The 18,055-nt window shown below is 69.4% G+C and carries 13 protein-coding genes; 6 read left to right on the top strand and 7 right to left on the bottom strand.

The genetic code is table 11. The features are described from left to right. Positions 1-113 precede the first annotated feature (113 nt). Both ACFVMC_RS22390 and ACFVMC_RS22385 read left to right on the top strand, forming a co-directional pair. Positions 114-743 carry a TetR/AcrR family transcriptional regulator gene (locus tag ACFVMC_RS22390; protein ID WP_379213057.1) on the top strand — a complete coding sequence of 210 codons (630 nt, stop codon included), beginning with the start codon at positions 114-116 and terminating at the stop codon, positions 741-743. Between the two features lie 206 nt (positions 744-949). Continuing rightward, positions 950-2,287, top strand: coding sequence for a PucR family transcriptional regulator (locus tag ACFVMC_RS22385; protein ID WP_379213055.1), 1,338 nt, complete (start codon positions 950-952; stop codon positions 2,285-2,287). Positions 2,288-2,436: 149 nt separating this feature from the next. Here the strand turns inward: ACFVMC_RS22385 and ACFVMC_RS22380 are convergent, their stop codons facing one another. Continuing rightward, positions 2,437-3,048, bottom strand: a complete 612-nt coding sequence (locus ACFVMC_RS22380) for a TetR/AcrR family transcriptional regulator (protein WP_379213053.1) — start codon at positions 3,046-3,048, stop codon at positions 2,437-2,439. 57 nt (positions 3,049-3,105) lie between these two features. Between ACFVMC_RS22380 and ACFVMC_RS22375 the strand changes: the two genes are divergently transcribed. Then, positions 3,106-6,561 (top strand): carboxyl transferase domain-containing protein, encoded by a 3,456-nt coding sequence (locus ACFVMC_RS22375; RefSeq protein WP_379213051.1) that lies wholly within the window; start codon positions 3,106-3,108, stop codon positions 6,559-6,561. Here ACFVMC_RS22375 and ACFVMC_RS22370 read toward each other — a convergent pair. Continuing rightward, on the bottom strand, positions 6,536-7,678 hold the full coding sequence (locus ACFVMC_RS22370) for an alkaline phosphatase family protein (RefSeq protein WP_379213049.1): 1,143 nt from the start codon (positions 7,676-7,678) through the stop codon (positions 6,536-6,538). The genes ACFVMC_RS22375 and ACFVMC_RS22370 overlap by 26 nt on opposite strands. Before the next feature lie 254 nt (positions 7,679-7,932). Here ACFVMC_RS22370 and ACFVMC_RS22365 point away from each other — a divergent pair, with 254 nt between their 5' ends. Both ACFVMC_RS22365 and rox read left to right on the top strand, forming a co-directional pair. Then, positions 7,933-9,174 carry an oxygenase MpaB family protein gene (locus tag ACFVMC_RS22365; RefSeq protein ID WP_379213047.1) on the top strand — a complete coding sequence of 414 codons (1,242 nt, stop codon included), beginning with the start codon at positions 7,933-7,935 and terminating at the stop codon, positions 9,172-9,174. A 133-nt stretch (positions 9,175-9,307) separates the two neighbouring features. Then, complete coding sequence (rox, locus tag ACFVMC_RS22360) at positions 9,308-10,732, top strand: rifampin monooxygenase (protein ID WP_379213045.1); 1,425 nt, start codon at positions 9,308-9,310, stop codon at positions 10,730-10,732. A gap of 273 nt (positions 10,733-11,005) precedes the next feature. Here rox and ACFVMC_RS22355 read toward each other — a convergent pair whose 3' ends face one another. Continuing rightward, positions 11,006-11,620, bottom strand: coding sequence for a cutinase family protein (locus ACFVMC_RS22355; protein WP_379213043.1), 615 nt, complete (start codon positions 11,618-11,620; stop codon positions 11,006-11,008). Between the two features lie 279 nt (positions 11,621-11,899). Here ACFVMC_RS22355 and ACFVMC_RS22350 point away from each other — a divergent pair, with 279 nt between their 5' ends. Further along, positions 11,900-12,751 carry a class I SAM-dependent methyltransferase gene (locus ACFVMC_RS22350; protein WP_379213041.1) on the top strand — a complete coding sequence of 284 codons (852 nt, stop codon included), beginning with the start codon at positions 11,900-11,902 and terminating at the stop codon, positions 12,749-12,751. Position 12,752: 1 nt separating this feature from the next. Here ACFVMC_RS22350 and ACFVMC_RS22345 read toward each other — a convergent pair whose 3' ends face one another. The 4 genes from ACFVMC_RS22345 to ACFVMC_RS22330 all read right to left on the bottom strand — a co-directional run bounded on the left by ACFVMC_RS22345 (position 12,753) and on the right by ACFVMC_RS22330 (position 17,871). Beyond that, a complete protein-coding gene (locus ACFVMC_RS22345; protein WP_379213283.1) occupies positions 12,753-14,174 on the bottom strand; it encodes a glyceraldehyde-3-phosphate dehydrogenase in 1,422 nt (473 codons plus the stop codon). Positions 14,175-14,345: 171 nt separating this feature from the next. Continuing rightward, positions 14,346-14,954: a hypothetical protein gene (locus tag ACFVMC_RS22340; RefSeq protein ID WP_379213040.1), complete on the bottom strand. Its 609-nt coding sequence runs from the start codon at positions 14,952-14,954 to the stop codon at positions 14,346-14,348. A 150-nt stretch (positions 14,955-15,104) separates the two neighbouring features. Further along, entirely contained in the window at positions 15,105-16,739 is a 1,635-nt protein-coding gene (locus tag ACFVMC_RS22335; protein ID WP_379213038.1) for a bifunctional 3'-5' exonuclease/DNA polymerase, read from the bottom strand. A 40-nt stretch (positions 16,740-16,779) separates the two neighbouring features. Then, complete coding sequence (locus tag ACFVMC_RS22330; protein WP_379213037.1) at positions 16,780-17,871, bottom strand: serine hydrolase domain-containing protein; 1,092 nt, start codon at positions 17,869-17,871, stop codon at positions 16,780-16,782. Positions 17,872-18,055 lie beyond the last annotated feature (184 nt).

Genomic DNA, 18,055 nt, shown 5'->3' with positions numbered 1-18,055 from the left:
CCACATTTCACCTCATGACAGCACACCGTGATCAGGAATTCGCCCACGCGGTGACCGATCACAGGACTAAGCTGAGCGCCGCTCACTTTTCCCGAGCCCGCAGGAGAGTCTCGATGTCGTCCAAAACGGCGGGTCAGCGGCGTCGCCCGGCCCAGGAACGCGCGAAAGCGACGCGGGAACACATTCTGGACACCGCCGCCACGTTGTTCGGCGAACGCGGTATCCCCAATACCTCCACCAACCGGATCGCCGCCGAGGCCGGCGTCAGCATCGGCACTGTCTACCGCTACTTCTCCGACCGCGGCGTGATCGTCGAGGAACTGCTGCGCCGCCTGCTGGAAACCATCGAGCAGCGCTTCACCCAGCAGGTCTTCGGGTTGTCGAACCAGTCCACCCTGGACATGATCACCGGCATTCTCGAGGTACTCGCCGAGGAACTGGCGACCCAGGCCCGGCTGGTGCGCGCCCTGGTGGAGGGCGTGCAGTTCTACAGCAGCGGCATTCCCGAATTCGAGCCCCGGCTGCGGCTGCTGGTCAAGGTCATGGTGATCCAGATCCTCGGCCCGGGCGACGACCACGAGTACGACGTGATGACCTTCGTGCTGATCAACACCTGTTTCGCCGCGGTGCTGCGCTCGGCGGCACTGGAGGTCGATCCACAGGCCCGCCGGGAGTCGATTCGGATGACCGCGCGCATGATCACGGCATGGACGGAATCCGAGCGCATATCGAACGTTGCGTAAAAAGTGAGCGCCACCCCAGCAATCGCCCCTTCCACCACTCCTCCGACCACCGCCACGTGAACTGTTTTCCCAGGTGATAGCGGGTAATCCGACCGCACGGCCAAGATTCCGAAGAGGAGTAGAAGGTGAGTCGGATTACAGTTTACGGTTTCTGCTAGAGCGAGTAACACCTAACGCTCTGGCAAAGTTCGGAAGAGAGGTCACCGATGACCGTGGACACGTCGCACACCCCGGGCCCGACCCGCCCGGCGACCACGTTGGCAGAGCCGCTGCGCAATGTCCGTGCCCTATCGCGGGAGATGGTCGGCCGCTTCCTGGAAACGGTGGCCCCCTGCCGCACGCTGCCCGGCGAATCCCTGGACGGCGACGTCACCTCGATCACCCGCGTATGCCTGGAACTGGCGGTCAGCATGATCGACGGCACCGACGCCCCCGAGAAGATCCGCCGGCTCGAGCACACCGCCGCACAGTGGGCGCGCGAAGGCGTGCCGATCGACACCGTGCACCGCGCCATGCACGAAGGCTTCCGGATCGGGCTGGACCTGGTCGTCTCCAGCACGGCCACCGGCCACAGTCACGACGACGACCCGCAACTGCTGGTACTGCGCCGCGGCGACTACGACGACCTGATCGGCGGGGCGCGCATCGTGGTCGACCTGCTCGACACCATGACCACCGCGGTCTCCAAAGCCTATGTGCGAGAACTGCGTTCGGTGGTCCGCGAGCACCATCACGGCGTGCACACCATGACCTCCGCACTGCTGGCCGGGCACCCCACCTCGACCATGGCGCGCGAATCCGGGATCGAGATCGCCGACCGGTATCACGTGCTGGCGCTGTCGATCCCGCCGCATCCGGAGGAAGCGCATCCCGGCGTGGACCGCACCGTGGTCGCGCGGCGCAAACTGCGCCGGGTGCAGGCCGCGCTGAGCGCCGCGGGCGACACCGTGCTGTCGCTGCTCAGCGTGGACGGCGGCACTCTGCTCGTACCCGATACCGGCACCGTGGATCTGGCCCGCCTCGTCGCCACCCTGTCGCAGGCCGGGCAGGTGCCGGTGACCGCGGCGCTGGTCACCGCCGCCACCGCCGACATCCCGGGCGCCGCCGACCAGGCCCATCAACTGCTGGACATGGTGCAGCGGCTGCGACTCGAACGCGGCCTCTACCGCTTCGACGACCTCGCCCTCGAATTCCAGCTCACCCGGCCCGGTCCCGGCCGCGAACAACTGTGCACGCTGCTGGATCCGCTCGACGCGCATCCGGAACTGCTCGGCACCCTGCACCTGCACATCAGCAACAATCTCAATCGCCAGCGCACCGCCCACGCGCTGCACGTGCACACCAACACCGTCGACTACCGCCTCAAGCGCATCGCCGCCATCACCGGCCTGGATCCCAGCCAGGCCAGCGGCCTCTGGTACCTGCGCTCGGCCCTGGTCGCCCGCAGCTACCGCGACCAGCCCGACCGTTCCCCGAACCCCCACCAGCCCCGCACCACTCCCCCGCAGGAACTGCCCCAGGACAGCGGCGCCGTTCGCCGCTGAACCTCGCGGGCGCACAACGTAATCCGCGCCCTAGCAGCGATTCATGGCCGCAGGTAACGCATTCGGGCGGGTTCCCGCAAGCGCATGGCTCCGGTAGCGGTTCGTGCTCAGGCCGTGAGTGTCACCGGCGCGAGTCGGTGGCGCATCGGCTAATCACTCAGACCCAGAAGGGTTTCGCTGACGCGGACCAGGTCGTCCAGGAAGGCGGTGCGGGTGGCCGGTGGGGCGTCACGGCGGGCGAGCATGCCGTGGGTGACGGTGTAACCGATGGTTTCGGCGAGCACGCGATGGGAGGCGGTGGGGGTGATGGTGCCGGCGCGGGCCTGGCGATCGAGGTAGCGGGTGAAGCGGCGCAGGGGGCGTTCGTTGATCTCGGTGGCGAGCGCGGCGAGGCGCGGATCGACCGCGCCGCGCTGATCGATCAGGCGGAGCAGCGGGCCGGCAGCGAGAACCGCGGCGGCGTAGGCATGGACGGTGGCGGCGAGCGCGGCGCGCGGATCGTCGTCGGTGCTGTCGAATTCCTGGGCGGCCAGGAAATCGTCGCGGACGCGTTCGGCCAGGGCGTGGAAGATCTCTTCCTTCGAGGCGAAGTAGACATACAGCGTCGCCCGGGATACTCCGGCCTCCGCGGTGATCGCCGCGACGGTGGTGTCCTCGTATCCGCGGGCCGCGAACACCCGTGCCGCGGCGTCGAGCAGGGCGCGGTGCCGCGCGGTCTGCGTGCGCTCGCGGGCATCCCGCACCGCCCAGGCCTGTGTCACGAGAGCAGCCTAGCCGTCCATTGACATTGACGCCAATGTCAAAGCAGACTGTGCCGCGTGAAGGTAGTCATCGCCAATCGCGGCGAAATCGCCGTCCGAGTACTGCGCACCGCCCGCGAGCAAGGCGCCACGACCTACGCGCTGTGCACCGCACCGGAGCAGCCGACGCTCGCCGCCCACCTCGCCGACCAGGTCGTGCCGCTGCCCGGTACCGGCGCCGCCGCCTACCTGGACATCGCGGCCGTGCTCGCGGCCGCCCGGACCGCAGGCCCCGGTGCCCTGGTACATCCCGGCTACGGATTCCTCAGCGAGAACGCCGAATTCGCCGCCGCCTGCGCGGCCGCCGACCTGGTCTTCGTCGGTCCCGCCCCGCACGTGCTGCGCACCTTCGGCGACAAACTCGCCGCCCGCGCCGCCGCCACCGCGGCGGGACTGCCGGTCCTGCCCGCCACCACCGCGTACCCCGCGACCGCTGCCACACCGGCTTCGACGACAGACCTCACCCCCGCCGCGACCAACGGTGAACGGATCACCACCAGCGCTACGCCGACTCCGTATACGACCCGGGCCGAACAGGATGCCCACGCAATGGTCTCGGAGGTGGCCGTGAAGACGACGCACGCCGACGCGACCACCGACGCGGTTCACGGCCAGTCGGTGACGAATACGGCCGATCCGGAGCTGGCTGCGATCGCCGCGTTGCTCGAGGCGCATCCGGGTGGGGTGATGGTCAAGGCCGCACACGGGGGTGGCGGGCGTGGGCAGCGAATCGTCCGGGAATCGGGAGAAGTGGCGGAGGCGGTCGCGCGGTGCCGAGCGGAAGCGCTGGCGAGTTGCGGCGACGGCACGCTGTATGCGGAGGCGCTGGCGGCCGACGCGCGCCATATCGAGGTGCAGGTGGTCGGGGACGGGACGCAGGCCGTCGCGGTGGGTGATCGCGATTGCGGGGTGCAGCGGCGGCGGCAGAAGCTGATCGAGATCGCTCCCGCACCGAATCTCGATGCTGGACTGCGGAATCGGCTGCACCATGATGCGGCGCGGCTGGTCGAGTCGGTCGGACTGCGTGGCCTGGCCACCGTCGAGTTCCTGGTCACCGGCCAGGACGCCTGGTTCCTGGAGGTGAATCCACGCCTCCAGGTCGAGCACACGGTGACCGAGGAAACGACCGGGCTGGATCTGGTTGCGGTGCAATTGGCTCTGGCGCGTGGCGCGACCATCGGCGAACTCGGCCTTCCCGCATCGGCTTCGCGCGGATTCGCCGTCCAAGCCCGAGTGAACGCCGAACACCTCGCCGCCACAGGCGATCTACTGCCCAGCACCGGCACACTGGTCCACTTCGCTGCACCGACCGGCGCGGGCGTGCGCGTCGACACGCACGCCCGCCCGGGCACCCGAATCACCCCCGACTTCGATGCCCTGCTGGCGAAGGTGATCGCGCGCGCACCGTCCTATTCCGCTGCCCTGCAACGCTGTTCGGACGCCCTGGCCGAACTCGTGGTCTCCGGTGTCGACACCAACGCGCCACTCCTACGCGCCGTATTGGCCGCACTCGCCGATACCGGTCCGGTCTCCACCACCTGGTTCGAGCAGCACGCCGAACAGCTGCGGGCCGCATCACCCGAAACCACGCCCCTCCCCGACGGGGCACGATCTGCCGACGAGTCGAGAACACCGCACACCATCACACCGCACGACAACGAACCCGACTCCGGCGCGCGAGCGGCGACCGTCGGCGAAACCTCGCCGGAAACAGCTGTTCTCGACGACGAGCCTGCCGTGCGCTCCCCCATGAGCGGCACGGTGGTCGCCCTCGCCGCACCCGGGACCGTGGTCCCGGCCGGCGGCGAAGTCGCGGTGCTGGAGGCGATGAAGATGCAGCACGTGGTGCGGGCCGAGGCCCCACTGCTGGTAGCTCGCACCCTGGTCGAGACGGGCACCGTTGTCGACCAGGACACGCTACTGCTCACCTGGACGGCCGCCGAGCACGGCGAAACCACCACCGAGACTGTCGAACTCGACCTCGACGCGCTCCGCCCGGACCTCGCGGAGGTGCTCGAACGCCACCGCATCGGCCAGGACGCCGCCCGCCCGGACGCCGTGGCCAGACGCCACCGCCTGGGCCGCCGGACCGCGCGCGAGAACATCGCCGATCTGGTCGACGCGGGCAGCTTCCGGGAGTACGGCGCCCTGGCCATCGCCGCACAGCGCGGGCGCCGTAACGACAACGATCTGCGGGCGAACACACCGGCCGACGGCCTGATCGCCGGTGTCGCCACCATCGAATCCCGGCGCGCCGCCGTGCTGTCCTACGACTACACGGTGCTGGCCGGCACCCAGGGCATGCGCAATCACGAGAAGACCGACCGGATCCTGGAACTCGCGCACGAGCAGCGGCTGCCGGTGGTGTTCTTCACCGAGGGCGGCGGCGGGCGGCCCGGCGACACCGACTATCACGGCGTCTCGGGCCTCGAGGTGACCACCTTCCGCGCCATGGGCGCGCTGTCCGGACGCGTCCCGCTGATCGGCATCGTCTCGGGCCGCTGCTTCGCGGGAAACGCCGCCCTGCTCGGTATCTGCGATGTCGTGATCGCCACGCCGGACGCGAATATCGGCATGGGCGGCCCCGCCATGATCGAGGGCGGCGGGCTCGGCGTGTACGCGCCGGAGGACATCGGCCCGGTCGAGGTGCAGCGGCGCAACGGCGTGGTGCACATCGTGGCCCGCGACGAGGCGGACGCGGTCGCGATCGCCCGCCGCTACCTGGCCTACTTCCGACCGGCCCCGGCCGACTGGACCGCACCGGACCCGCGGCTGGCCCGGCATGTGGTGCCGGAGAACCGGTTACGCGCCTACGAGGTGCGCGCCGCGATCGAGGCGATCGTCGACGTGGACTCCGTGCTGGAGGTGCGCGCCGACTGGGGTGTCGGCATCGTGACCGCGCTGGTGCGGGTGCAGGGCCGCCCGCTCGGCCTGATCGCCAACAACGGCCACCATCTCGGCGGCGCGATCGACGCACCGGCCGCCGAGAAGCTCAGCGCCTTCCTGCGCCTGTGCGACGCGCATGACCTGCCGATCGTCTCCCTGTGTGACACACCGGGTTTCATGGTGGGCCCGGAGGCCGAGCGCGAGGCCACGGTGACCAAGTTCGCGCGGCTGTTCATCGACAGCGCCGCCTTGACGGTGCCGCTGGGCACCGTCGTCCTGCGCAAGGGTTACGGGCTCGGCGCGCAGGCGATGGCGGCCGGTTCGTTCCGCAGTCCGCGCTTCGTGATCGCCTGGCCGACCGGCGAAATCGGCGGCATGGGTCTGGAAGGCGCTGTGCGGCTGGGCTTCCGCAAGCAACTGGAAGCCATCGCGGATCCGGCCGAGCGCGAGCGCACCTTCCAGGCGATGGTGCACTTCGCCTACGCCAACAGCACAGCGCTCAATGCCGCGGCGGTCCTCGAACTCGACGATGTCATCGATCCCGCGGACACCCGGCGGTGGATCACGACGCTGTGGGACGACTGCTGATCAGCGGGACCAACTGTTCGTCGGCGGTCCAGGCGCCGTGGTGGCCGACCAGCGAGGACTCCAGCGGTTCGCGCTGCGGGCAGTAGAGCACACTGCGCCCCTCGGCGACCGCCAGCAGGTCGCCGATCCGGTGCGCGATGACCGGTTCTGGCGGCGTCGGCCCGAACCAGTGTTCGTCGAGCGCCTGTTCCCGGCTGACCACGCGGGCATGGCCGGTCAGTTCGGCGGTCCAGGCGGCCTGGACGTCGGCGAGCGCGTCGGGCCGCTCGAGGTACACGTGGCGAGCGCGCGCTTCGCCCGCGATCAGCCGGACCTCCTGGTGCAGCCGGGGCCGTGCGTCGAGGTCGATCACGGTGTCCGCGTGGATCATTCCGTGGTCGCCGGTGATGAGCAGGGTGCAGGTGCCGGGCAGTGCGCTCAGCAGGTCGGCCACGACGGCTTCGAGGTCGCGCAACACCGCCAGCCACGGCTGGGAGCCGGGACCGTGCAGGTGGCCCATCCCGTCGAGATCCGGGAAGTAGGCGTAGGCGAATCGTGAGCCGGTGCCGGAATGATTCGCGACCGCGAGGATTCCGTCCCGCACCTGGTCCAGGGTGGTGGCCGGGTGCACGGTGCCGACGGCCCGGAACACCGCGCGGGTCAGACCGGAGGTCCGCTGATAGGCGGGGACGACATAGTGCACATCGACGCCGTGCGCGGCGAGGTCCTGCAACCGGCTCCGATGCGGTTGCACCTGTTCGGGCGGCAGATCCGCGCGCGCGTCCGGGCCGGTGGCGCCGTCGAAGCGCCAGCGCAGCGAGTTGAACAGTCGGTGCGAGCCGGTGTCGGGCAGGGCGAAGGAGTAGCCGATGATGCCGTGCGTAGCGCACGGCGCGCCGAGCGCGAGGCTGGCCAGGCTGGTGGCGGTGGTCGCCGGGAAGCCGGTGGCCAGGGTCGCGACCACGTGCGCGGCGAGTGTGGGCGCGACCGCGCGGTGGCGGGTCAGCAGTTCGGCGCCGAGACCGTCGATGAGCAATACCACCATGTCCCGGTTGGGTGCGATGCCGAGCGGATCGGCGGCGGGCAGCCCGAAGGAGGCGGCGACGGAGGGCAGGACGTCGGCGAGTGTGTGTGGCACAGCCTCGAATAGTGCCGTGCGCGTACCGTTTTCGCGAGCGCCTTTCGTAAGTGTCCAGCAATTCTAATAGAACTAGAAAGCCGCGGAGGCCGTCTTACATGCCGCTGCCGCCGCCGAATCATGATGTTGTTACCGATCTTTCAGCTCTCAAGTCGGCTTGACACCAATATCGACCAAAGCCCGGACACCTGTCCATCCTCGAGTTAAGTTACTAAGAATTCTTCGCAGAACAAGCTCGATGAGGAGTGGCGACGGTGGATGGATTCAGCAGACGCGACGCGTTCAAAGTCGGTGGCGCCCTGGGCGCGCTCGGCGCCTTCGGCGCCATCGCACCCGCCCGAGCCGAACCATGGACCTGGTCGCCGCAGGGATCGGTCGCCGGCGACGGCGACGGCGCCGACCCCCTGACCGTGTGGGACCCCGAAGCCGACCCGGTGGTCGCCGGGGTGATCGAACGCGGCGAAGTCCCCCGGGTCAACGCCCTGCTGCGGACCTGGACCAGAAACGGCCAGCCCCTGCCCGCCGGCCTACCCGCGGACCTGCACGAGTTCATGGAATACGCCCGCCGCCTGCCCCAATGGGCCGACCAGGGCAAACTCGCCACCGCGGTCGAATTCAACAAGAAGCGCGGCCTGTACCTCGGGGTCCTGTACGGGCTGGCCAGCGGCATGATGAGCACCGTCATCCCCAAGGAGGCCCGCGCGGTCTACTACTCCCAGGGCGGCCACGACCTCAAGGACCGCATCTCCAAGACCGCGAAACTGGGCTATGACATCGGTACCCACAACGCCTACGCCCCCGACGGCGAAATGGTGGTCACCTGTGTCAAGACCCGGCTGGTGCACGCGGCGGTGCGCCATCTGCTCCCGCAGTCGCCGCACTGGGCCTTCGTCGCCGACGAGGACATCCCGATCAGCCAGAACGACATCATGGTGACCTGGCACAGCCTGCCCACCACCGTCATGCGGCATCTCACCGCCTGGCGCGTGCCGATCCCGGCGCCCGAATCCGAGGCGTTCCTGCACTCCTGGCAGGTGGCCGCGCACATGCTCGGCGTGCGCGACGAGTACATTCCGGCGAGCTGGCCGGAGGCCGAGTCCCAAGCGGCGCAGGTGCTGGACCCGATCCTGGCCGCCACCCCCGAGGGCGCCCGGCTCGCCGACCGGCTGCTGCGCCTGGGCGCCCAGCTCGATCTGGCCATCCTGACCAAGCCGGTGCTGGGCGCCTTCACCCGCTTCCTGCTCGGCGACCCGATCGCCGACGGCCTGGCCATCGCCCGCGAACCGGTCTGGGATCCGCTGTTGCGCCTGAGCTGGGGCCCGTTCATCGCCGTGCGCGAGGGCCTGCTGCCGGTCGTGCCGCTGGCCCCCGACGCCTACTGGCTCTTCGACGAGTTCCTGCGCCAGGCCGCGCTCGTCTACCTGGCCGAGCTCCGGATGCCGATCAGTATCGAGATCCCCACCACGAATCGAGATATGAACCAGCCCCCGCGCTGAACTCCGATCCCTTCCCCTTTCACCATAACGCGCACCCGGGGGCTTGCGGCAAGGCCCCGGGTATGGCGCACAATCGTCGGCCGGAAGCCGATTACCTGCGGAAACGCGGGATCACAGGGAAGTGGGATTGCTCATGATCGATGTGATCATCGTTGGTGGCGGGCCGACGGGGACCATGCTGGCCGCCGAATTACGGCTGTACGGGGTGCGGACCGTGGTGATCGAACGAGACAGCGAGCCGACTCCGATCGTGCGGTCGCTGGGCCTGCACGTGCGCAGTATCGAGCTCCTGGATCAGCGGGGACTGCTCGAGCGATTCCTCGAACACGGGACCAAACATCCGGTCGGCGGCTTCTTCGCCGGAATTCCGAAGCCGCCACCGGCCGATCTGGACACCGCGCACCCCTACACGCTCGCCATTCCGCAGAACATCACCGACCGGCTGCTGCTCGAACACGCCCTCGAGGTCGGCACGGAGATCCGGCGCGGTCAGGCGGTCACCGAGGTGACCCAGGACGAGCAGGGCGTGACCGCCGAACTGGCCGACGGCACCCGGCTGCGGGCGCGGTACCTGGTCGGCTGCGACGGCGGCCGCAGTACGGTGCGCACGCTGCTGAGCATCGGCTTCCCCGGCGAACCGAGCCACGTCGACACCCTGCTGGGCGAGATGGAGCTGACCGCCGACCCGGATACCGTCACCGCCGTCAACACCGAGGTGCGCAAGACCCAATTACGTTTCGGCGCAATGCCACTCGCGTCCGGCGGCTACCGGGTGCTGACACCCGCCGCCGAGGTGGCGCAGGACCGGTCGGCCCCGCCCACCTTCGAGGAGTTCACCCGGCAGCTCAAGGCCACCGCGGGCACCGATCTCGGCGCGCACTCGCCACGCTGGCTGTCGCGCTTCGGCGACGCCACCCGGCTGGCCGAACAGTATCGGACCGGGCGTGTGCTGCTGGCGGGCGACGCGGCGCACGTCCATCCGCCGGTCGGCGGACAGGGCCTCAATCTCGGCATCCAGGATGCCTGCAATCTGGGCTGGAAGCTCGCGGCCACCGTGCACGGGTGGGCGCCCGCGGACCTGCTGGACACCTACGAGGCGGAGCGGCGGCCGGTCGCGGCCCACGTGCTCGGCACCACCCGCGCCCAGATGCAGATGCTGCTCCCCGAACCGGGCCCGCGGGCGGTGCGCGACCTCGTCGCCGAGCTGATGGAGATCGAGGCGGTGAGCCGCCTGCTCACCGAGCAGGTGACCGCGATCGGGGTCCGCTACGACCTCGGCCCCGGCCCCGCCCTGCTCGGCCGCCGGCTGCGGGATATTCCGGTGGGCTCGGGCCGGCTCTTCGAAATCCTGCGCGGCGGAAAGGGTCTGCTGCTGGACCGCACTGGCGGGCTGTCGGCGGCGGGGTGGTCGGATCGGGTCGAGCGCGTCGTCGATCCGGCGGCCGAGGTGGACGCGCCCGCCGTGCTGCTGCGCCCGGACGGCTATGTGGCCTGGCTCGGGGACGAACAGGCGGAGCTGGACGCGCACCTGCGCCGCTGGTTCGGCGCAGCTGGGTAATTTCGGCGGCAAGCACCCTGGACAGCTCGATTACTTTTGCACCGGAAAGTGATAATTCGCTCGGCATCCGACAATGGCTGAACACTCGTCCGGCAGCGGAAGATTCAGGTGTTCGGAGTGAGGTCGCCACGATTTGCGGATCAATTCCGCGGCCCTACCGCCGCCACGTGTCAGGTCACCTTCGCCGACGTGGCCGTATGCACCTCCCCGGGGCATGAATTCAGTCGAAGAGGGCCGGTACCGCACGGGTACCGGCCCTCTCCTACGCACCGGTTACCGGTACCAGACGCCGGAATCCCAGGCGCCGTAATTCCAGACGTTGAAATCGTATCGGCTGTGCGCACCGCCGAACAGATAACCCCACCAGCCCGCGGAGGTGTCGCAGATCTGATCGTCGCGATTGCAGACGGTCAGGGTCGGGAACGGGCCGAACCAATCGTCCACGCCCGCCAGCGGATAACCGACGAGCCCGCTGCCCGGCGTCGAGGACACACCGCCCCAGCCGGGACCGGGAGCCCGCTTGGGGTCGGCCAGCAGAATGGCATTGGCATTGCCGACATGCTGATTCGCGGTCACCCAGGCGTGCACGATGGCCGCGCCCTGGCTGTGCCCGATCAGCCGGATATGATCGCCCGGGCACTGGTCGCGATGCGACCAGAACAGCCGGTGGAGTTCGTTCAGACCGGACAGCGCGTCAGCGGAGTTGTAGCCGACGGGTTGATGAACGAAGGGGACGAACACCGACGATGTGTTGTCCCCCAGGCCGCCGATGCCGATGGCCCAATCCCCGGTGCAGGGATCGGCATTCGCCTTCGGCGCGGCGAGGTCGATAAGGGAAATGAGGATGGCCAACAGTAAAGCGGCGAAGAGCGCCGTTGCTCTACGCATAATGGTACTTCTTAATTTTCGTGCTTCCGGGTCGCGCCCGGCTCGAATGAGGTGTTCCCGAAAATTGCTGACGTTCCTGTTTCCTGACGAAACGGTGACCTCGGCACGGATACCGCTGCCATAACGAGAGATTCGCCCCGCCGACCGGCTCCGACGGCGGCAGCCAGATGCCACCGGACCGCCGCACCGGATGGACGGCCGCGGGCGCGAATGTTAGGTGTAGCTGAAATCCGCACCGTGGCAATACTGTTCGACGGCCGGGCACGATAGATTGTCCGCATGGAGTCAGCGTGCGCAACCCAGCCCGGCGTCCAGACCAACCCGCTGCCGGACGGCCGGGCCAGCTATCACCTGCTGGCCGAGCGGGCCGCGGGCGCGCAGCGCTTCCTCGATATCGGCTGCGGCGACGGCGCGCTACTCGCCCTGCTCGCCGCTCGCGGCGCGAAACATCTTGCGGGCGTTGACATGTCGGAGCACGAACTGGCGGTGGCGCACAGCCGACCGGAACTGGCCGATGCCGCGCTGTATCTCGGTCGCGCCGAGGAACTACCCTTCGCCGACGACTCCTTCGACGCGGTGATCTCGCACATGGCGCTGGCGCAGTTGCCCGAAGCCGGTCCGGTCGTCGCCGAAACCGCCCGGGTCCTCGCACCCAACGGCCGCTTCGTGGCCTCGATGCCCGCCCGCCCGGAACTGGGCAGCGGCTACGACCTGTTCTTCACCGTCACCCGGCCCCTGTTCGACGCGCTGCCACCCGAGCACCACCGCGCCGACCCGTGCACCCGGGACTCCGTCGACGCCCTGCTGCGCCCGGCCGGCATGACGGTGATCCATTGGGAGGAGGTCACTCTCGGCCTCCCGAGCCCGGCCGCCGACATCTGGCAGACCGCGGTCGAGAAGTACTGCGAACCGACCCTGTTCCCGAACAGCGAACTCGACCGCCTGCGCGCGGAATTCCTGGACCGCGCCACCGCACTCGCCCCCGCGGACCGGCTACTGCCCGGCGAGCGCATGTCCGTCGCCACCACCGAACTGACCCCCACCGACGAATTCCGCTGGCATCAGCCCTCCCGCCACCGCGAAGGCCCCCTGCTCCACGAGCAGGGGGCCTGGGTCCCGACGGCGCAGTGAGCTACGCTTCGGCGCCGGTCAGCACGCGATCGGCGCCGATGCTGTCCAGCTGCGGGTAGGTCGGGTACTCGATACCCGAGATGTACTGCACGGTGCGCACCACCTGGCAGGAGTAACCGAATTCGTTGTCGTACCAGACGTAGAGGATCGCGGTGTCACCCTCGACGATGGTCGCGTTGGCGTCGATGATCGACGCCGCGCGCGAACCGATGAAATCGCTGGACACCGCGTCGGTGGCGGCGGTGTAGTCCAGGTTGCGGCTCATCGGACCCGACAGCGACACCTGACGCAGGTAGGCCAGCACGTCGGCCTTGGTGGTCTCCTGCTTCAACTGCAGATTCAGGATCGCCATCGAGACATCCGGCGTGGGAACGCGAATCGAGTTACCGGTGATCTTGGCCTGGAAGTCCGGCATCGCCTTGGCCACCGCCGACGCGGCTCCGGTCTCGGTGAGCACCAGGTTGAACGGCGCGGACCGGCCGCGGCGATCGGCCTTGTGGTAGTTGTCGAGCAGATTCTGGTCGTTGGTGAACGAGTGCACCGTCTCCACGTGGCCGCGGATGATGCCGTACTCGTCCTCCATCGCCTTCAGCGGCGGCACGATCGCGTTGGTGGTGCAGGAGGCGCAGGAGAAGATCCGCTGCGACACATCCTGATCACGGTGATTGACGCCGTGCACGATATTCGGGACATCGCCCTTGCCCGGCGCGGTCAGCACCACCTTGGCGATGCCCGGGCGCAGATGCTGCTCCAGGCCGGTGCGGTCGCGCCACTTGCCGGTGTTGTCGATCAGGATCGCGTCGTTGATCCCGTACTCGGTGTAGTCGATGGTGGTGGGGTCGTTGCTGTAGATGAACCGGATCACGTTGCCGTTGGCGGTGATCGTCTCGTTCTCGACATCGACCTTGATGGTGCCGTTGAACTTGCCGTGCACCGAGTCGCGGCGCAGCAGCGAGGCTCGCTTGATCAGATCGTCCGCGCCGCCCTTGCGCACCACCACGGCCCGCAGGTTCAAGCCGTTGCCGGAGCCGGCCTTCTCGATCAGCAGGCGGGTGACCAGGCGGCCGATCCGGCCGAAGCCGTAGAGCACCACATCGCGCGGACCCGCCGACTGCGCCTTGTTGCCGTCGAGCACCTCGCTGAGCACGGTCTCGGCGTACTCGCGCACCGACAGGCCGCGGTTGTCGATGCGGTAGCCCATGGCGAGCTGGCCGAGATCGATCTTGCACGGGCCCAGATCCAGCTCGGCGAGCACCTGTAGGAAGGGCAGGGTCTCGTCCACCGACAGCTCTTCACCCTCGATCTGACGCGCGAAGCGGTGCGTGCGCAGGATGCTGATCACCGACTTGTTCACCAGCGGCCGGCTGTGCAGCAGGATCGTCACACCCTTCCCCCGGTACAGCGTGCCGATGAGGGGAATCATCGCCTCGGCGGCGGCTTCCTGGGCGTTCCAGCGATCGAGCTGTTCGGTAGTCAACACAGATCCTCGGGGTTCGTCGATACGTTCGCGCCATCGATGCTAATCAGGGCCGCATTTTCACTGTGGCCCGCCACCCACCCGTGAGGTCGCAGGTCACATTTCCCGGGGGTCGCGCTATCGCCGGTCCTCGCCGCCGATCCGGTGATCGATCGCGCGCCACTCACGCGCCCAGGTCGCGCCGCGACGGGCCCCGAGCAGCCACGCGGTGCCGCACACCAGCGCCAACGCCGCGCCCCAGAGCGCGCACAGCATGGTCAGGGCGGTCCCGATGCCCGCGGTGGCGGCGCTGCTGGACGGCAGCGGCGCGGGCACCGGATTGCCGTCCGGGCCGAGCCAGACCCGCACCTCGTCGCCCGGCGCGGCGGTGCCCGGCACCTCGACGGTCCCGGTGCCGGGACGATCCTGCCAGGTCCAGCGCACCGGCGCGGTGTAGAGATCCAGACTGTCCCCGGACCGGTTCAGCGGGGCGGGCAGCGGCGCCGGGGATTCGACCACGATCGCGGGCGCCGCCATCTTGGTGGCGTTCTCGGCGGCGATCCGGGTCGCGGCATTGTCGTAGCTCGCCGTGCCCGCGGCGCCGGCCACCGGCACCGCGAGCAGCACCAGCAGCACGGCCACGATCCGGACCAGGATCTCGCAGCGGTCCGACGCGCGCATCAGCGGATTGGTGTTCCACGGACGCAATCGCCACATGCGCGTCACCGGCCGAGGCTGGTTCAGCATCCGGATCACCTCATAACCTCGCCGTCCGGCCCTCTGTCTCGGCTATTCCCGATTCGGCCGCCGCTACCCTCGCGGTTGCGCACCCGGGGCACCCATTGTGGGCCGCCGGGCGCGAGCGCGGCGCGAATCAGCGGATTTCGCGGGCCCGGATCATTTGGCGTCGCCGTAGCATTCGACCACCGCGGTGCTGAACGGGAACCGAACCGGGGTGGCGCCGAAGGCGATTCGGCCCGCGACCGTACCGGCCGAGGCGATCGCCGCGGCCACCGTCTCGGCTTCCTCGGCCGGGCAGTGCACGATCACCTCGTCGTGCTGGAAGAAGACGAGCTCGGCGCGCAACCCGGCATCGGCGATGCTGTTGCGCAGACCGGCCAGCACCAGCAGCGCCCATTCGGCGGCGCTGCCCTGGACGACGAAATTGCGGGTGAAGCGCCCACGGGCGCGGGCGGCGGGCGTCGTACCGGCCTCCGGGTCGAACGAGGCGGCGGTGGCGGGCGGGCAGGTGCGGCCCAGCCAGGTGCGCACCAGCCGGCCCTGTTCGCCGGCGGCCGCCGCGTCGTCGACATAGGCCATGGCGGCCGGATAGCGGCGGCGCAGTTCGGCCACGTGGGTGAGCGCGTCACCGGAAGTCTGACCGTAGATGGCGCCGAGCATGGCGAGCTTGGCCTGGGCCCGGTCACCGCCGAAGGCGCGGACCGCCAGATCCGCGTACATGTCCTCGCCGCGTCCGGCCACCTCCATCAACCCCGGATCGCGGGAGATCGCGGCCAGGATGCGCGGTTCCATCTGGGCGGCGTCGGCGACCACCAGCCGCCAGCCCGGCTCGGCGCGGATCGCCTGCCGCACAATCTTCGGAATCTGTAGCGCGCCACCGCCATTGGTGGTCCAGCGCCCGGTGACCGTGCCGCCGGGCTGATACTCGGGCCGGAAGCGGCCCTCGTGCACCCACTGCTCGAGCCAGGACCAGCCGTTCGCGGTGTAGAGGCGATACAGCGACTTGTAGGCCAGCAGCGGCGCGACCGCCGGATGATCGATCTCCCGCAATTCCCACTTGCGGGTCGAGGACAGCGAAATGCCCGCCCGCCCGAACGCTTTGATGACCTCGGCGGGCAGATCCGGCCGCACCCGCGCACCGAAGGCCCGCGACACCTCCTGCGCCAGCTCCACCATGCGGCGCGGTTCCCCGCCCGCGATCCGTTCGCCGAGCAGCTCCGCCAGCAGTTCCCGGTGCACGTCGGCGCGCCACGGGATTCCGGCGCGCCCCAGCTCCGCGGCGACCAGCATGCCCGCCGACTCCGCGGCCAGCAGCAGCCGCATCCGCTCCGGATGTCGCGTGGTCGCGGTGCGCGCGACCTGATCCGCGTACACCGCCAGCAGCGCGGTGAACTCGTCGACACCGTGCGGCAACGGCGCCGGCCCGGAGTCGAACAGCGACGGCTGGGTCTCCGCGGCGCGCGCGGGCGCGTCCGGCGGCACCGGCCGGCGATGCAACCGGGCCCACGCCGCCGCCAGCGACCGCGGCTGGCCCGCCTGTCCCTCCAGATGCCCGATCAGCAGCGACTCCGCCGCCTCCACGTCGTAGCAGCGCGGCACCCGTACCCCGTCCGCGAGCAGCCGGCGATACATCTCCGCGGTCGAGCGCCACACCCACCGCTGCACCTGCGGCCGCGCGCGCACCGCCGCGCTCAGCGAGGATTCCCGCTCCACCGGCCCCGCGGGCCGCCCCGCGGAATCCAGCGGGCACAACCGAACCCCCTCCGCCGTCTCCGCCACCGCCCATCGCATGCCGTGAGTCTCGCACCGGGCACCGACACGTCCGCGGAGGTCAGGGCGTGCACATGACGTTCTCGACGAAACGGTCCAGGGCGGCGGTATAGCGGTTGTCGGCGGATTCGGTGACCGACAGCGTGACGCCGTAGCGCCCGTCCGGACTGCGCAGCGCCAGCGAACCGAAGCCGTTGACATAGCCGTTGTGCCCGTATCCCAGGCAGCCGTCGCCGAGCCGGAACTCGTAGAGACCGAGACCGTAACTGTAGGAATCGTTCACGTGCCGGAAGGCCCGCATCTCGCCCAGCAGGTGCGGCGGCAGCAGCCGGCCGTCCAGCAGGCCGGTCAGAAAGGTGTACAGATCGCCGGTGGAGGAGACGATGCCGCCCGCCGCCCACACATAGGACGGATTCTGGTCGGTGACATCGATCAGGCCGCCGCCGTAATCGTAGTAGCCGTGCGCGTGCGGTCCGAGAATCCGGTCGAAGGTGTTCGGCACGCCGGTGCGAAGCATGAGCAGCGGCAAGGTGATTCGCGTGTAGACGTGGAAGTGGTACGGCAGCCCCGTCACCCGTTCGATCAGCATGCCTGCGACGATGTAGTTGGTGTTCGAGTACGCCCAGCCGCCACCGGGCTCGAACAGCAGCGGTTTCCCGGTCGCCCAGCGCACGAAATCGGCGGGCTGCCAGCTGCGCCGGATATCGTCGATCGAATTGCCCACCAGCGGCGCGTATCCGGCTCCGCCGTTGAGGTAGTCGAGCAGTCCACTGGTCTGCCCGAGAATCATGCGCACGGTGATCCGGGGGTCGACACCGAATTCCGGCAGCCAGCGCGCGACCGGATCGTCGAGCCCGATCCGCCCGTCGCCGACCAGCTGCAGCAGCGCCGTCGCGGTGATCGTCTTGGTGATGCTGCCGATCCGGAACCGTCCACCCGGCGGCACCGGCTCCGGCCGCCCCAGCTGCACGACGCCCGCCGACCCGTCCCAGGCACCCGCGGGCGTCTGGACGTGAGCCTGCACTCCGGCCGCGCCGAGCGCGACGATCTCCTCCAGCGCCCGCTGCCAGCCTCCGGGATCGGCGGGAGCGGGGGCCTGAACCGACCCCGAGAAGACACCAACGGCGGCCAGGACGAGCAGCACTCGGCGCATTTCGCGGACAGTACTGGCCACTTTTCAGCAAACCCCGGAGACACGCCGACCGGCGGGTACCGTAGTGCGCACCACCGCCGCGGCGGCACGCCAGAGTAGGCGCGTTTCACCGTCATTGGCACGTTTCGCCCTTGGCGCGAGCGTGGTGCTCGACCGACACTGACCGGGAAAGTGTGTCAGCCGC

Origin of the sequence: Nocardia sp. NPDC127579 (assembly GCF_042672005.1) — a bacterium.
Lineage (GTDB): Bacteria > Actinomycetota > Actinomycetes > Mycobacteriales > Mycobacteriaceae > Nocardia.
Note: the sequence above shows the minus strand (reverse complement) of the source record. Positions and strands in the feature narration are given on the sequence as shown.

Excerpts from the sequence above, each read along its gene's own strand:
- ACFVMC_RS22390 (WP_379213057.1), top strand. The coding sequence starts at position 114 with ATGTCGTCCAAAACGGCGGGTCAGCGGCGTCGCCCGGCCCAGGAACGC.
- ACFVMC_RS22345 (WP_379213283.1), bottom strand. The coding sequence starts at position 14,174 with ATGATTCCCCTCATCGGCACGCTGTACCGGGGGAAGGGTGTGACGATC.
- rox (WP_379213045.1), top strand. The coding sequence starts at position 9,308 with ATGATCGATGTGATCATCGTTGGTGGCGGGCCGACGGGGACCATGCTG.
- ACFVMC_RS22355 (WP_379213043.1), bottom strand. The coding sequence starts at position 11,620 with ATGCGTAGAGCAACGGCGCTCTTCGCCGCTTTACTGTTGGCCATCCTC.
- ACFVMC_RS22335 (WP_379213038.1), bottom strand. The coding sequence starts at position 16,739 with ATGCGATGGGCGGTGGCGGAGACGGCGGAGGGGGTTCGGTTGTGCCCG.
- ACFVMC_RS22330 (WP_379213037.1), bottom strand. The coding sequence starts at position 17,871 with ATGCGCCGAGTGCTGCTCGTCCTGGCCGCCGTTGGTGTCTTCTCGGGG.
- ACFVMC_RS22340 (WP_379213040.1), bottom strand. The coding sequence starts at position 14,954 with ATGCTGAACCAGCCTCGGCCGGTGACGCGCATGTGGCGATTGCGTCCG.
- ACFVMC_RS22350 (WP_379213041.1), top strand. The coding sequence starts at position 11,900 with ATGGAGTCAGCGTGCGCAACCCAGCCCGGCGTCCAGACCAACCCGCTG.
- ACFVMC_RS22385 (WP_379213055.1), top strand. The coding sequence starts at position 950 with ATGACCGTGGACACGTCGCACACCCCGGGCCCGACCCGCCCGGCGACC.